This window comes from Streptomyces sp. Je 1-4 4N24 (assembly GCF_026239515.1).
GTDB lineage: Bacteria > Actinomycetota > Actinomycetes > Streptomycetales > Streptomycetaceae > Streptomyces > Streptomyces nigrescens.
Map to the genome: position 1 here is coordinate 8,451,749 of NZ_CP110836.1, position 14,237 is coordinate 8,465,985.

The 14,237-nt window shown below is 72.1% G+C and carries 12 protein-coding genes; 6 read left to right on the forward strand and 6 right to left on the reverse strand.

The annotated features are described in order from the left end of the window. The first annotated feature begins 26 nt into the window (after nt 1-26). The 6 genes from SLV14N_RS36615 to SLV14N_RS36640 all read left to right on the forward strand — a co-directional run bounded on the left by SLV14N_RS36615 (nt 27) and on the right by SLV14N_RS36640 (nt 9,076). The gene (locus SLV14N_RS36615; RefSeq protein ID WP_208687082.1) at nt 27-1,070 is read left to right on the forward strand and encodes a DMT family transporter; all 1,044 of its coding nucleotides are present in this window, start codon (nt 27-29) and stop codon (nt 1,068-1,070) included. Nucleotides 1,071-1,229: 159 nt separating this feature from the next. After that, nucleotides 1,230-2,339, forward strand: coding sequence for a CapA family protein (locus SLV14N_RS36620; protein ID WP_208687084.1), 1,110 nt, complete (start codon nt 1,230-1,232; stop codon nt 2,337-2,339). Between the two features lie 151 nt (nt 2,340-2,490). Then, nucleotides 2,491-5,091 (forward strand): class III lanthionine synthetase LanKC, encoded by a 2,601-nt coding sequence (lanKC, locus tag SLV14N_RS36625; RefSeq protein ID WP_263272672.1) that lies wholly within the window; start codon nt 2,491-2,493, stop codon nt 5,089-5,091. Between the two features lie 59 nt (nt 5,092-5,150). Beyond that, nucleotides 5,151-5,279 (forward strand): SapB/AmfS family lanthipeptide, encoded by a 129-nt coding sequence (locus tag SLV14N_RS36630; protein WP_208687088.1) that lies wholly within the window; start codon nt 5,151-5,153, stop codon nt 5,277-5,279. Between the two features lie 126 nt (nt 5,280-5,405). Then, on the forward strand, nt 5,406-7,175 hold the full coding sequence (locus tag SLV14N_RS36635; RefSeq protein ID WP_263272673.1) for an ABC transporter ATP-binding protein: 1,770 nt from the start codon (nt 5,406-5,408) through the stop codon (nt 7,173-7,175). After that, nucleotides 7,172-9,076, forward strand: a complete 1,905-nt coding sequence (locus SLV14N_RS36640) for an ABC transporter ATP-binding protein (RefSeq protein WP_263272674.1) — start codon at nt 7,172-7,174, stop codon at nt 9,074-9,076. Before SLV14N_RS36635 ends, SLV14N_RS36640 begins: the two co-directional genes overlap by 4 nt. Nucleotides 9,077-9,119: 43 nt before the next feature. Here SLV14N_RS36640 and SLV14N_RS36645 read toward each other — a convergent pair whose 3' ends face one another. From SLV14N_RS36645 to SLV14N_RS36670, 6 genes are all read right to left on the reverse strand, one after another. Next, nucleotides 9,120-9,707, reverse strand: a complete 588-nt coding sequence (locus SLV14N_RS36645) for a response regulator transcription factor (RefSeq protein WP_259670641.1) — start codon at nt 9,705-9,707, stop codon at nt 9,120-9,122. A 545-nt stretch (nt 9,708-10,252) separates the two neighbouring features. Further along, nucleotides 10,253-11,956, reverse strand: coding sequence for a cholesterol oxidase substrate-binding domain-containing protein (locus SLV14N_RS36650; protein WP_263272675.1), 1,704 nt, complete (start codon nt 11,954-11,956; stop codon nt 10,253-10,255). Nucleotides 11,957-12,129: 173 nt separating this feature from the next. Next, on the reverse strand, nt 12,130-12,537 hold the full coding sequence (locus SLV14N_RS36655; protein ID WP_263272676.1) for a gas vesicle protein K: 408 nt from the start codon (nt 12,535-12,537) through the stop codon (nt 12,130-12,132). A 122-nt stretch (nt 12,538-12,659) separates the two neighbouring features. Then, nucleotides 12,660-12,854, reverse strand: a complete 195-nt coding sequence (locus SLV14N_RS36660; RefSeq protein WP_259670821.1) for a gas vesicle protein — start codon at nt 12,852-12,854, stop codon at nt 12,660-12,662. A 62-nt stretch (nt 12,855-12,916) separates the two neighbouring features. Next, nucleotides 12,917-13,807 carry a GvpL/GvpF family gas vesicle protein gene (locus tag SLV14N_RS36665; RefSeq protein WP_263272677.1) on the reverse strand — a complete coding sequence of 297 codons (891 nt, stop codon included), beginning with the start codon at nt 13,805-13,807 and terminating at the stop codon, nt 12,917-12,919. Continuing rightward, nucleotides 13,804-14,229 (reverse strand): gas vesicle protein, encoded by a 426-nt coding sequence (locus tag SLV14N_RS36670; protein ID WP_208687104.1) that lies wholly within the window; start codon nt 14,227-14,229, stop codon nt 13,804-13,806. Before SLV14N_RS36670 ends, SLV14N_RS36665 begins: the two co-directional genes overlap by 4 nt. Between the last annotated feature and the right edge of the window lie 8 nt (nt 14,230-14,237).

Here is a 14,237-nt window from a genome sequence, read left to right on the forward strand (position 1 = left end):
ACGCCCATGGGCGGATGCTGCCGTGCATGAGACGAAGCACGCAAGGCCTGCCGCTCCCGGAGGCCGCTCGTGGGGGACCGACGGCGCGCTCGGGCCGGCTGACGGGCGTGGCGATGATGTGCGGCAGTGGACTCGCCAACCAGACCGGCGCCGCGACGGGAGCGCTCGCCTTTCCGGTGATCGGACCGGCCGGGGTGGTGGCCGTGCGGCAGTGGGTGGCCGGGCTCGTCCTCCTGGCGGTGGGCCGGCCCAGGCTGCGCTCGTTCACCTGGCGGCAGTGGTGGCCGGTGCTGTGCCTGGCGATGGTGTTCGCCACGATGAACCTGTCGCTCTACACCGCCATTGACCGCATCGGCCTGGGCCTGGCGGTGACCTTGGAGTTCCTTGGCCCGCTGGCCGTGGCCCTGGCCGCCTCCCGTCGCCTGGTGGACCTGCTGTGTGCCCTCGTCGCCGGGGCCGCGGTCGTCGTTCTGACCCGCCCCCAGCCGACCACCGACTACGCGGGCATCGCCCTCGGTCTGGTCGCCGCCGTGTGCTGGGCGTCCTACATCCTGCTCAACCGCCTCGTCGGAGCCCGTCTGCCCGGCGCCGAGGGCTCGGCCGCGGCCGCCGGTGTCTCCGCGCTGCTCTACCTGCCCCTCGGGATCACCGTGCTCGCTCACCACCCGCCGAGCGCCAGTGCTCTGGGATATGCGGCCACCGCGGGCATCCTCTCCTCGGCCGTACCGTTCCTCGCCGACCTGCTCGCCCTGCGCCGGGTCCCCGCGCGGTTCTTCGGGATCTTCATGAGTGTCAACCCGGTCCTGGCGGCACTGGTCGGTCTGGTTGTCCTGGACCAGACCCTGGAAGCCATCGAGTGGCTGGCCGTCTCCGCGATCGTGGTGGCCAACTCCGTCAGCATCCTGGCCGCCGGTCCCCGCCCGGCGCCCCCTCCGGCCGGGCGCGGCAGCACGGCGCTTCCCGCTCCCGCGACGCTTCCCGCTCCCGCGGCGCTTCCCGCCCCCGCGGCGGACTCCGCCACTCCGCACGGCCCGTCGGCCGGGGCCCGGGCGCGGTGTGAAGCCTGCTGAGCCGCGTCACCGTACGTCGGGTATCGGTGCAGCTCAGAGGCGTGGGTGACGGGTCCCGGGGGCCGGGGGAGCGGGATCTCCCCGGCTCCGGGACGCCGCGGAGCGCGGTGTCGGCCCGCCCGTCGCGAAACCTCGGCCGACCGGCTCTAACCTGGGGGAATGGGCGGTGACTTGCTCACACTGTTCCTCTGCGGTGACGTGATGCTCGGCCGCGGTGTCGACCAGATCCTGCCGCACCCCGGGGATCCGGCGCTGCGGGAGGGATACGTCCGGGACGCCCGCGCCTATGTCGAGCTGGCGGCGGCGAGGAACGGCCCCGTTCCGTGTCCGGCCGGCTTCGCCTGGCCATGGGGGGACGCGCTGGAGGTGCTCGACGACGCGGCGCCCGCCGCCCGGGTGCTCAACCTGGAAACCAGCATCACGCAGTACGGCGGATTTGCACCCGAGAAGGAAATCCACTACCGGATGAACCCGGCGAACCTGCCCTGCCTGGCCGCCGCCCGCCCCGACGTCTGCGTACTGGCCAACAACCACGTCCTGGACTTCGGCCGCCAGGGACTGGCGGAGACCCTCGGCACGCTGGCGGGCGCGGGGCTGCGGACGGCGGGGGCGGGAGCCGACCCCTACGCGGCGCGCCGCCCGGCGATGGTCCCGGTCGCGGACGGCCGCCGGATCCTGGTGTTCTCCTTCGGGATGCCGTCCAGCGGTATCCCGCGGGACTGGGCGGCAGCCGGGAGCCGCTCCGGGGTCGACTTCGTGGCCCGGCCCACGCCGGCCGCCGCGGGCGAGATCATCGGGCGGGTACGGCAGGTGAAACGGCCGGGAGATCTGGCGGTCGCCTCCGTCCACTGGGGCCCCAACTGGGGCTACCACGTGACCCGGAGCGAGGCCGGCTTCGCCCGCGCCCTCCTGGAGGGCGGTGTGGATGTCGTCCACGGGCACTCCTCGCACCACCCCCGGGCCCTGGAGGCGTACCGGGGGAAGCTCGTGATCCACGGGTGCGGCGACTTCATCGATGACTACGAGGGCATCACCGGCTACGAGGCGTACCGGGACGACCTGCGGCTGCTCTTCCTCGTCACGGTGGACCCGGACACCGGCAGGCTCCACGACGTGCGGATCATCCCCCTTCAGGCCCGGCGCATGCGGCTGCGGCACGCCTCGCCCGAGGACTCCCGGTGGCTGCAAGGGCTCCTCGACCGGATCGGCTCCGGCTTCGAGCCCTGCGCCGCCGAGCCGGAGGGCACGCTCACCCTCCGTCCGTCCTAGGGGGCAAGGCGGCGGTCCCGGTCGCCCTTTCGGCGTCCCAGCAAATTCGCAGCAAACGTGCATTTCTCATGGGTTCTTCGTGACAGACATGACTGTTTCTGCCTCCTTGCGCCGTGACAGCGTCATCCCTGTCACCAGCCGAGGGAGAGCGATGAACAAGGGTTACGCCGTCTTCTGCGACGCCGACCGCCAGTTCTACGACGCTCCCCACCGCATGCCCGCAAGCAGCAAGGGCCGTGGCGCGCAGTACGCGACGCTGAACCGGGACCTGCCGGAGGGCTGGCAGCGCCACCGCTCCGGCGACTGGCTGGCGTTCCGCCCCCTGGACCGCGAACTCCCCAGCCAGGGCTGGAAGATTCATGTCTCGGCCTGCCTGGACAACGCCGAAAGAGTGCTGGCCAAGGTCTGGGACTACTGCGTCCCGCGCTCGGTCGCCTTCAAGTGCATGCCGAGCCGCTATCTGCTGCACATCCGCAACGCCAAGTACGCCGACCGCGGCGCCAGCGGAAAGTTCCTCACCGTCTACCCGGCCGATGAGGAGCAGTGCCACCGCATCGCCGAGGAGCTGGGCGACCTGCTGGCCGGCGAACCGGGACCGTACATCCTCAGCGATCTGCGCTGGGGCGCCGGTCCGGTGTATGTGCGCTACGGCAGCTTCACCGAGCGGCACTGCTACGACGACAAGGGCGAACTCCGCCCCGCGATCGAGGACGACCAGGGCCAGCTGGTCCCCGACCGCAGGGAGCCCGCGTTCCGCGTCCCCGAGTGGGTCACCCTCCCGGAGTTCCTCCAGCCGCATCTGGCCGCCCGCTCCGCCACCACCGTCACCGACCTGCCCTACAAGATCGAGCGGGCGCTGCACTTCTCCAACGGCGGCGGGGTCTATGTCGGCCGGGATCTGCGGACGGACCAGCAGGTGGTGCTGAAGGAGGCACGGCCGTACGCCGGGCTGGCCGCCGACGAAGCGGACGCCGTGGCCCGGCTGGCGCGCGAGCGGGACGCGCTGCAACGACTGTCCGGGCTCGGCTGCGCCCCCGAGGTGCTCGACTGGTTCACCCTCGGCGACCACACCTTCCTGGTGCTGGAATTCATCGAGGGCCGCCCGCTGAACAGCTTCTTCGCGCACCGCCACCCGCTGATCGAGGCCGATCCGAGCCCCGAGCGGCTCGCGGAGTACACCCAGTGGGCCATGCGCGTCCACGGTCTGGTCGCCGACGCGGTGAAGGCGATCCACTCCCGTGGTGTCGTCTTCAACGATCTGCACCTCTTCAACATCATGATGTCCGAGGACGAATCCTCCGTGGTGCTCCTGGACTTCGAGGCCGCTTCCGTCGATGACGCGTCCAGCCGCCAGGTGATCGCCAACCCGGGCTTTGTCGCCCCCGCGGACCGCCGGGGCTTCGATGTCGACCTCTACGCCCTGGCCTGTCTGCGCCTGGCACTCTTCCTCCCGCTCACCAGCCTCTTCGCGGTGGACCGCGGCAAGGCGGCACATCTGGCGGAGATCGCCGCCGCACAGTTCCCGGTGCCCCGCGACTACCTCGACGAGGCGGTGGCGGAAATCCTCCGGGGCCATCAGCCGGCGAGCGCCTCCGGCAGCACGGGCCGGCCCGGGGGAGCGGACTACTTACCCGTAGCCCTCGGCGACTGGCCGCACAGCCGCGACTCCATGGTCCGGGCCGTGCTCGCCTCGGCCACACCCGACCGTGAGGACCGCTACTTCCCCGGCGACATCGCCCAGTTCTCCACCACGGGCGGAGGCACCTGCTTCGCCTACGGGGCGGCCGGGGTGCTGTACGCCCTGGCGGAGACCGGCGCGGAGCGCTGCCCGGAGGCGGAGGAGTGGCTGCTGCGGCGGACGAAGACCCCCGCGTCCGGCAGTCCGCTCGGCTTCTACGACGGTCTCTCCGGCGTCGCCTGGGTCCTGGACCGGCTCGGACACCGGGACCGTGCCCTGGACCTCGTCGACACCCTCGGCTCCCAGCGCTGGCAGGACATCGCACCGGATCTGCACAGCGGACTGGCCGGCCTCGGCCTGGCACTCGACTCCCTGTCCGGCTCCACCGGCGAAAGCTCCCTCGGGGAGCGGGCACTGCACTGTGCCCAGCTCGTGGCCGACAAACTCCGGGCCGCCGCCCCACCGGCCGAGGGCGGCGCGACACCCCGCGCCGGACTGCTGCACGGCGACAGCGGAGCGGCACTGCTCTTCCTCCGGCTGTACGAGCGCACCGACGACTCCGCGCTGCTCGATCTGGCCGCCGACGCCCTGCGCCGGGACCTGGCCCGCTGTGTCCGCGGCGCCGGGGGCGCCCTCCAGGTCAACGAGGGCTGGCGCACCATGCCCTACCTCGGTGCCGGCAGCGTCGGCATCGGCATGGTGCTCGACGACTTTCTCGCCCACCGTCCGGACGAGGAATTCGACCGGGCGCGGCACGAGATCGTGCAGGCGGCCCAGGCCAAGTTCTATGCCCAGCCCGGCCTGTTCCGCGGCGCGGCGGGCATGGTGCTCCACCTCGCCCGCACCACGGCCGGCGGCCCCGGCACCCATGCCGCCGACCTCCGCCGCCAGATCGACTCCCTGGCCTGGGGCGCCGTGCCCTACCAGGGGCATCTGGCCTTCGCCGGGGAGCAGATGATGCGGCTCTCCATGGACCTGAGCACCGGCACCGCCGGATGCCTGCTCGCACTGGGCAGCGCGCTGCACGACACACCCGTGCACCTGCCCTTCCTCCCGCCGCCCAGGCGGCCCTGAAGCCGGCCCCGTCCGGGGCCGATCGAGAAACACCCCGTCCCCATCAGAGAGGAACCACCATGTCCCTTCTTGACCTGCAGACGATGGAAACCCCCAAGGCCGAGGCCACGGAGGAGCTCCACACCGGCAGCCGCGCGAGCCTGCTGCTCTGCGGCGACAGCAGCCTGAGCGTCAGCACCTGTAACTGACTTCCCGTTGCTAAGGGACCTCGGTTCCCGTAGCGCATGAGTCACGGCGAGCCCCGGGTGGCCACACCGCCCGGGGCCTGCCGCTGCCGCCCGTATCCGTCCCTTGGAGGCGAGGTTCCACCCCGTATGCCCCGCACCTCCGGGCCCTCCTCGCCCCCGCCGGCCGCCCGGCCCGGACCGGACACCGGTGTCCGCTCCGTACTGACCGGGGCCTTCCGGCACAGCCCCGTACACGCCATCGCCGTCTGCCTCTTCAGCGTGGCCGCCGCGGGTGCCGCCGTCGCGCTGCCCGCCGTCCTCGGCCACACCCTCGACCTCGTGCTCGGCGCACGTCCTGGCCTTCACGGCGCCCTCGTCCTCTGCGCCGTACTGCTGATCGCCGAAGTGCTCCTCGACGCGCTGGTGGCACTGACCGGCGGCGTCACCACCGCCCGCAGCACCGCCTGGCTCCGCCGGCGCGGTATCGACCATCTGCTGTCCCTCGCCCCGCACCGGGTCGCCGACCGCTTCACCCCCGGTGACCTGGTGACCCGCCTCACCGGCAACGCCGCGGACGCCGGGACCGCACCCACCGCCGCGGCCACCGGCCTCGCCGCTCTCATCACCCCGGTCGGCGCCCTGATAGCCCTGGCGCTCACCGACATCTGGCTGGCCGCCGTGTTCCTTGCCGGGCTGCCGCTGCTGACCCGGCTGCTGCGCGCCTTCGCCCGCGGCTCCTCCGACAGCGTCCGGCGCTACCAACGCGTCCAGGCAGACATCGCCACCCGGCTCGTCGAGGCACTGGGCGGCGCCCGGACCGTCGCCGCGGCGGGAACGGCGGGGCGGGAGCGGGACCGGGTCCTCGCGCCGCTTCCCGAACTGGGCGCGCAGGGACGGCAGATGTGGCAGATCTACGGACGTGCCGTGGTCAGCAGCAGCATCCTGGTGCCGCTGCTGACCACCGCCGTCCTCGCCGTCGGAGGAATCCGGCTGGCGTACGGGAGCCTGTCCGTCGGCGAGCTGCTGGCGGCCTCCCGGTACGCCGCCCTCACCGCCGGGCTGGGCGGGGTGGTGGGACAGCTCAACGCCCTGGTGCGCAGCCGCGCCGCGGCCCACCGCACCGGCGAACTCCTCACCCTGCCCACCCCTGCACACGGCACCACGCCCCTGCCCGCGGACGGCCGCGGCCGGCTCGAACTGCGTGCGGTCACCCTCGTCCGCGGTGGTGCCCCCGCGCTGCGCGGTGTCGACCTGGTGGTGCCCGGCGGCACGACCATGGCGGTCGTCGGGCACTCGGGGGCGGGCAAATCGCTGCTCGCCGCGGTCGCGGGCCGGCTCACCGATCCCGACAGCGGGCAGGTGCTGCTGGACGGCGTCCCGCTCCACGAGGCCGATCCCGCACACCTGCGCCGCGAGATCGGCTACGCCTTCGAACGCCCCGCCCTGTTCGGCGCCACCATCGGGGCGGCCATCGGCTTCGGCCCCTACGAGCCCCCGGCCCACACGATCGAGGCCGCTTCCCGCGCGGCCGGCGCGGACTCGTTCGTCCGCCTCCTTCCGGACGGATACGCCACTCCGCTCGCCCGCGCCCCGCTGTCCGGCGGGGAGGTCCAACGCCTCGGCCTGGCAAGGGCGTTCGCCCATGCGGGGCGGCTGCTCGTCCTCGACGACGCCACCTCCAGCCTGGACAGCGTCACCGAACTCCATGTCCGCCGGGCGCTGGTCCATGACGTACGGACCGGCAGCAGACTGCTGATCGCCCATCGGGTCTCCTCCGCCGCCCGCGCCGATCTGGTCGCGTGGATGGAGAACGGCCGGCTCCGCGCCGTCGCCCCGCACGACCGGCTCTGGGCGGACCCCGACTACCGGGCGGTGTTCGCCCACACCGACGACGAGGACACCCGGACCGCCTCATGACGACAGCGACGGCACGACTGCTGCCCCGGGCGAGGCGCTTCCTCCGCCGCCGGACCCGCGTACTGCTGCTGCTGGCCGGCTGGTCACTGCTGGAGTCCGCACATACCTTCCTCGGCGGTTACGGTCTGGCAAAGGCCCTGGACCAGGGCTTTCTGGCCGGGCACACCGGCGTCGGGCTGGCCTGGCTGGGCGTCACCGCACTGGCCGTCATCGTCGGCGGCCTGGCTGGCCGGGGGGTCTTCCGCGGACTGGCCGACCTCGTCGAGCCGCTGCGCGACAGCCTGATACGCCAGGTGGTGTCGCGGTCGCTGACGCAAGCGGTGGCGCACCCGGCCCGCGCGGCGGACAGCGCCGTGGTCTCCCGGCTGACCAACCAGACCGAGATCGCCCGGGACAGCTTCGCCGGACTGGTCCTGGTCGCCCGCTCCTTCGTGTTCACCGCGGCCGGAGCGGTGCTCGGACTCCTTTCCCTGGCACCCCAGTTGCTGCTGATCGTGGTGCCTCCGCTCGCGGCCGGGCTGCTGCTCTTCCTGGCCACCCTCCGGCCGATGGCGGCCCGCCAGCGCGCCTTTCTGCAGGCGGACGAGGACCTGTCCACACAGTTCGGCGCCGTCGCCGAGGGGCTGCGGGACGTGGTCGCCTGCGGCGCACAGCAGCAGACCGCGGCGCGGGCGTACGGCCTGATCGAGGACGAGGCCCGTGCGGCACGGCAGTTGGCGCGCTGGGCCGCGGTCCGCTGTCTCGCGCTCGGCCTGGCAGGCCAGCTGCCGATCCTGTTGCTGCTCATCACCGCGCCCTGGCTGCTGCGGCAAGGACTCACCCCCGGTGTCGTGCTGGGCGCGCTGGCCTATCTGACCCAGTCCCTGCTGCCCGCACTGCACACCCTGATGAACGCCCTGGGATCGGCCGGCACCCGGCTGCTCGTGGTCCTGGACCGGCTCACCACCGGCCCCGGCCCCGGACCCGGCCCCGATCCGGAGACCACCACCGCGCCGGATCCGGAGGGCACCACCGCGCCGGATCCGGAGGGCACCACCGCGCCGGATCCGGAGAGCACCACCCCTCCGGACCCCGCGCCCCCCGCCCCCGTCCCGCCCCACGTCCCCGTCCCACCCGGCGGCCCCGGAGTGCGCCTGCGTGCGGTCACCTTCGCCTACGGGCCCGCCGCGCAGCCCGTGCTGCACGACCTCGACCTGACCGTCGAACCGGGCGAGCACCTCGTCGTGGTGGGGCCGAGCGGCATCGGGAAGTCGACCCTGACCGCTCTCGTCGCCGGTCTGCTCGAACCCGGCCACGGCGAGATACGCGTGGCCGGCCGGCCGGTCCGCGCACGGTCCGGACCCGATCCGTCCCTGCTGCGGGTGCTCATCCCGCAACAGGCCTACGTCTTCTCCGGAACCCTGCGCGAGAACCTGCGCTATCTCTGCCCTGACGGCGCCTCCGCGTCCGCCCTGGAGGCATCGTCGGACGCCGTGGGCCTGGCCCCGCTGGTGCGCCGGCTGGGCGGATTCGACGCTCCGCTCGACCTGGGCGTCCTGTCCCAGGGGGAGCGCCAGCTGATCGCACTGGGCCGGGCGCATCTGTCACCCGCGCCGCTCGTCCTGCTCGACGAGGCGACCTGCCACCTCGATCCGGCGGCGGAGATGCGGGCCGAGCGTGCCTTCGCGGAGCGTCCGGGAACGCTGATCGTCGTGGCCCACCGGATCACCTCGGCCCGCCGGGCCGACCGCATCCTGGTGCTCGACGGCGTCCGGGCCACCTGCGGCACCCATGACGAACTGCTCGGACGCTCGGCCCTCTATCGCGATCTGGCGGGAAGCTGGCAGCCGGAGGCCCCGCCGGCCGCGGAAACCCCGGAGCGCGCTGAGCGAATCTCCGCAAAGTCCCGCTATCTCGGCTGACCACGGGACTTTGCGGACACCCAGTCCCAGGGGGTGACTCTCCCTAGACCCAGCCCGCCCCCTGCGATATCCGTATCGCGTCCACCCGGTTCCGGGCACCGGTTTTGCGATTGATCGCCGCCATGTAATTGCGCACCGTCCCACTGCTCAGATGCAGTTCACGGGCGATCTCGGAGACGGAAGCGCCGCCCGCGGCGAGCGACAGCACGCTTAACTCCCGTGGCGTCAGCGGCATGTCGGCGGCCTCGAGGAAATCCGGGGTGAGCGAATGGTCGACATAGCGCTTCCCGGCGGCCACCAGGTTTATGGCGTGCAACAGCCGGGCCGGCGGCGCGTCCTTGTCCACAAAGCCCCGCGCCCGAGCGGCGATGGCCCGGCGCAGGGTACCGGGCCGGCAGGCGCTGGCCAGGACCAGCAGGGCGCAGCCCGGGCCGCCCGGAGGGTCCGCCGACGACACCGAGGCCGCGCAGTCGACGTCCACGACGCACACCTGCGGCCGGAAGGAACGGGCTCGCCCGGGGGCACTTCTCCAGCAGGCGGCGACAGCGTCGATACCCTCCTCGTCGCGCAACAGCGCGGTGAGCGCCGAGCGCAACAGCCGCGTTTCGTGCACCACCAAGACCCGGATCACGTTCGTCCCTTCGTTTCTGCTTCTGCTGTCTGCCCCCGTTGGCCGAACAGCCGCCCGGGAAACAACCCGCGATGCGGCGACAGTTACCCCATGAGCCCCTGTCGCAGCACTCAGTTTCAGCCCCGAACGGTGCACTGCTGAATTGTCACGGCTGTCATTCCCGCCAGATGGAGTTTCACTGGATATGACCGGAAACCGCGTCATCGTGCCCGGATGCTGCCGCGTTCATTCCTTGCGGGGATGACCGGACTCCACAATTCGTGTGCCGGCCGGTGCGTGCCGGCACACCCGTCGGCCAGTGTGCGGGCAGAGCGGACACGGCCGATCGGCGGTCGTCCGGCGGGCGGCGGCGTCGTAGGAAGTTCACACATCAAGGGGTCGGATTCCGGAAAGCGCAGCTGGGGGCAGGCGGAACATTCCCGCCATCTTTGTGATGGCCTCTTAGCGGGTTGTTTCCTGTGCTTGGTACGGGTGTGACGCACGTGCCGGGTGATATCCGCTGGGGGGCGCGCGGAATTGCCGCGCGCCCCCCAGGGGGAGATTGCTCAGGGCAAGAGGGTGTCGAGGAAGGTGTTGGAGAACACCCGTGCCGGGTCATAGGAGTTGAGGGTGTCCCGGGCGGTCCGCCAGCCGTCGAACGCGGCCGGCACGGTGCCGCCGAGCGTGGCGGGATCCCGCCACGGCCCGCTGTCCGTGTACGCCCAGCCCTTGGACCACTCGGGACGCACGGTCGCATACGACCCGTTGTAGGTCTGCCAGATCCACTGCTCCAGCTCACGGAAGAACGGGGCCGCGCCGGCCGTGCCGGGATAGGTGGCGAAGTCCAGCCACACCACGGTGTCCCACTCGGGACGGTCCGGACGGGCCCGGGCCGGGGACAGCAGGGGACCGTCGACCGGGTCCGTACCGGTGATACGCAGCTCGATCGGCCCGTTGACCGGGTAGGAGCCGCGCCCCTGATGAGCCGTCAGCACACTCTGGTAGCGGGAGTAGAAGTCATTCACCACGCGCTGCACATTCGCCCGGGAGGTCAGGACCGCCCATCCCGCCTCGACGATCCGCAGGGTCGTGGGTTCGACGTACAGCAGGCTGTTCTTCGACCAGCCCCAGACATCCCAGGTGCCGGTGACGATCAGCCCCGAGCCGACGATGGACATGGCCAGCTTGGTGAAGGCGGGCGTCTTGTCGCCCCCGCCCGCGGCGATCTCCCCGAGCAGCCGCGACATCTCCTCGGTGACCCGGTTGGCGAAGGTGTAGGCGTACGGGGTGTCGATCTGTCGGGCGAACACCGGCTTGGCGGGCGCCACGCTCCACACCTTCAGCCACGGCACATCGGTGAACGGGAACCAGATCGCCTCGATGCGCCCGGTGCGGTCCAGATAGGAGCCGATCGTGCGACCGCCCGTACCTGGGGGCCCGAAGACGGTGCCCACGTTCACGTCGTACCAGTTCTGGCAGCGCAGCCGGGTGTTGGCCGCGGCGGTCAGCGTCACCTCGGTGACGAACGCGCGGCCCAGGTGGACGAGGAAGGCCCGGATGTCCGGGTCCGAGCGCGCAAAGGTCTTGAGCACATAGCGGCCCTCCGCCGCGCTCCAGACCACCGCGGTGAGCGAGGTGACGAGGGAGCTCAGGGTGCCGAAGCCGGAGCCCGCGGGCGGATTCTCGGTGGCGGTGGGTACGCCGGTGCCATGGCCGCCGATCGCGAGCACCCCGCCGATGGTGAGGTCCCCGGGCGCCGTGGTGGTGGCGAGGCCGAGCCCCGACTCCTCCAGGCGGGCGAGGATACGGTCGAGGGTCGCCCCCGCCTGCGCGGTGACGCTCCCCGGGTTGCCGCCGCGCACACTGACCGCGGTGAGGTGGGAGGCGGTGTCGACGATGACCGTACGGTTGGTGTCGGCCCCGGCGGGCACCACCAGCGGCGACCAGGTGTGGCCCTTGCCCCGGGCCCGTAGCCGGTAGCCGTGCTGATGGGCCCAGTTGGCGAGGGTGACCACATCGTCGGGTGTACGGGCCGACGCCGTCCAGACGCCTTCGATGACGATCTCCAGCGACCAGTTCCGGAAGGCCTGCTGGGCGAGTGGAATGCCCGCGGGAAAGCCGGGCGGAGGGGTGAGAGTGGCCGCGGCGCTGCCCGCGGGGATGCGATGAGCGGGCTGCAGCCCGGCTGCCGCCGCAAGTCCCGCGGCGGCGGCCCCGGTCAGTAACGAACGGCGGGTGAGGGAGGATCTGCGAGCGCTGTCGTCGGACATGGCTGTCCTTCCGGCACGCGGCGCGCCGCCCCGTTGCACCGCGCACGGATCGTAGGGGTGAGACCGTACGAGCGCCCCGGTGCGGTGGGGGTGTGCCGGAAGGTTAAGGTGACGGGTCATCAGTTGCAATGCCCGTGCGGTGGGCGGCGGAAGTGGCCGGTCGAGGCTCCGGATCAGCCGGCGTCGTGGCGGGGCAGCAGGGATCCCAGCGGGCCGAGATCGAGGTTGAGATCCTCCATCGTCAGCCCGTAGCGCTCACAGAGTTCTGCCATCCGGTCCTGGAGGATCATCAGCGTCAGCCCGACCCGCTCCTCCTGCTCCTCGCTCAGATCTCCTTGGTCGACGCGGTGCAAGGCGGTCCGCTCCATGAGCTGCCGCAAGAGCTCCACGATCGTCAGCACCAGCTTGATGAGATCGCGTTCCACCGTCTCCGGATCGGTCCTCAGTTGCTGGGCGAGCGCGCTGCCCTGCCCCTGCGGCGGTTCATCGGCCCGGGTCGGCACCAGGTCGAAGGCCCGGGCCGCGGCCTGCGCCACCTCCGCGAAAGCAGGCTCCACGGGTGCGGCCGCTTCGTTCGTCATGGGCTGTCCCTCGTCGTGGGCAAGTATGGGATATATGGGCGATTCTCGTCGGGGGAGTGGAGGCAAGGGACAACTACCGGGCCGGGCAACGGTGTTCAGGCCGGGTCCGCACGCCGGGTGTCTCACCATGGCGCCGGACCGTCGGGTGTGATCGAGCGAATGACCGCCCGCAGATTGATATGCACCAGGTCCACGTCGGCGATGGACAGCACCACATCTCCGGTGAGCACCGCGCCACCGTTCAGGAGACGGTCCAGCAGATCGATGAGAGCGATCTGCCGCCCCGCGAGAGGCTCTTCCGCGGAGCGGTCCTCCAGGTCCCTCGGGTCCCCTACATAGGAGACCTCGGCGCCCGCCGCCTCATGGGCGTCACCCTCCATCACGCACTCCGGTCTTCCGCGGGCGGGGTCGCGAAGGAGTACGGAGCCCATGGCCCGGTGACCTCGACGCGTACACCGGGGACACCGTCGGCCAGACCTGCCAGCGCCCGGTGGAATTCCCGGATACGGTCCGTGGGCACCAGGTAGGCCTCGTTGGCGATGTTCTCCCCGGCGCCGGACGCCAGTTCACCCTGCTGCGGGCGATGGGCGACCCGGTCCCGGGCAAGGGCGGCCACCCGGACCCGTACGTCGTCGGCGAGGGCTCCCGCCGCACGATAGGCATCGCGCTGCGTCCGGCGTTGGGCCCGGCGCTGCTGCAAGTAGGCCCGGCCGGGGCTGACCGGGGACGCGGCGGGGTCCGGGCCGTCGGAGGCGGGCGGCGGCTCCGCGGCCGCGGCGCGCGGGTCCGCGTACACTTTCACCCCCAGCTCGGCATGGCCTTCGAGCCGGGAGAGCAGCGCGTCGAGTTCCGCGCTGCGCTCCTGCAGCATCGACCGCACCCGGTCGTCGTCCAGGTACACGGTGGCCAGCCGCATGGGGAGCACGGTCGTGCCGGTGTGGGCGGCCTCGACGACCGTGTGGTGGGTACGTGCGATCTCCTCCAGCTCCGTCAGATCCTCCAGCTGCGCCTTCATACCCTCCGTGCTGAAGGCGTCGGCCGGGACGGAGGAGACGAGCGCCGTGAGGGGGCCGGCGGTGACCGTCCGCAGGCGCCCGTCCCGCAGTCCGGTGAGCCGGGGAGCCGCCGTGCCGAGGTCGGTGCCCGCCCGGCCGATGGCGTAGACGTACGAGCTCCAGAGGGGACCGGACTCCCGCTGCCCGGTGGGCAGGCGGAGCGGCTGCCGCGGGGCTGCGGCTGTCTCCGCTTCTCCCTGAAGGTGGCTGTTCACTGTTCCTCCTCGTGGTCCGCCCGGCGCCCGTCGGAGCCCTGGCGCGAGCCGATCGCCGCCCGCAGCTCGGCGAGCTCGGCGCGCAGCTGCTGGTTCTCCTCGGCCAGCGCACTGCGGCCGGTCTCCGGCGGGTGCCCGGCGGGCACCTGCTGCGGTGGACGGGCCCGGGACGAGAGCGAGGGGTCGTGCTCCCACCAGTCGATGCCCATCTCCTTGGCCTTGTCGACGGAGGCGACGAGCAGCCGGAGCTTGATGGTCAGCAGCTCGATGTCGAGCAGGTTGATCTGGATGTCGCCCGCGATCACGACGCCCTTGTCGAGGACGCGTTCCAGGATGTCGGCCAGGTTGGCGGAGGACCCTTGCCGGCCGTACGGGGACGGACCGGAGGACGGCCCCATACGGCCGGCCAGTGAATCGGACATGTTCAGCC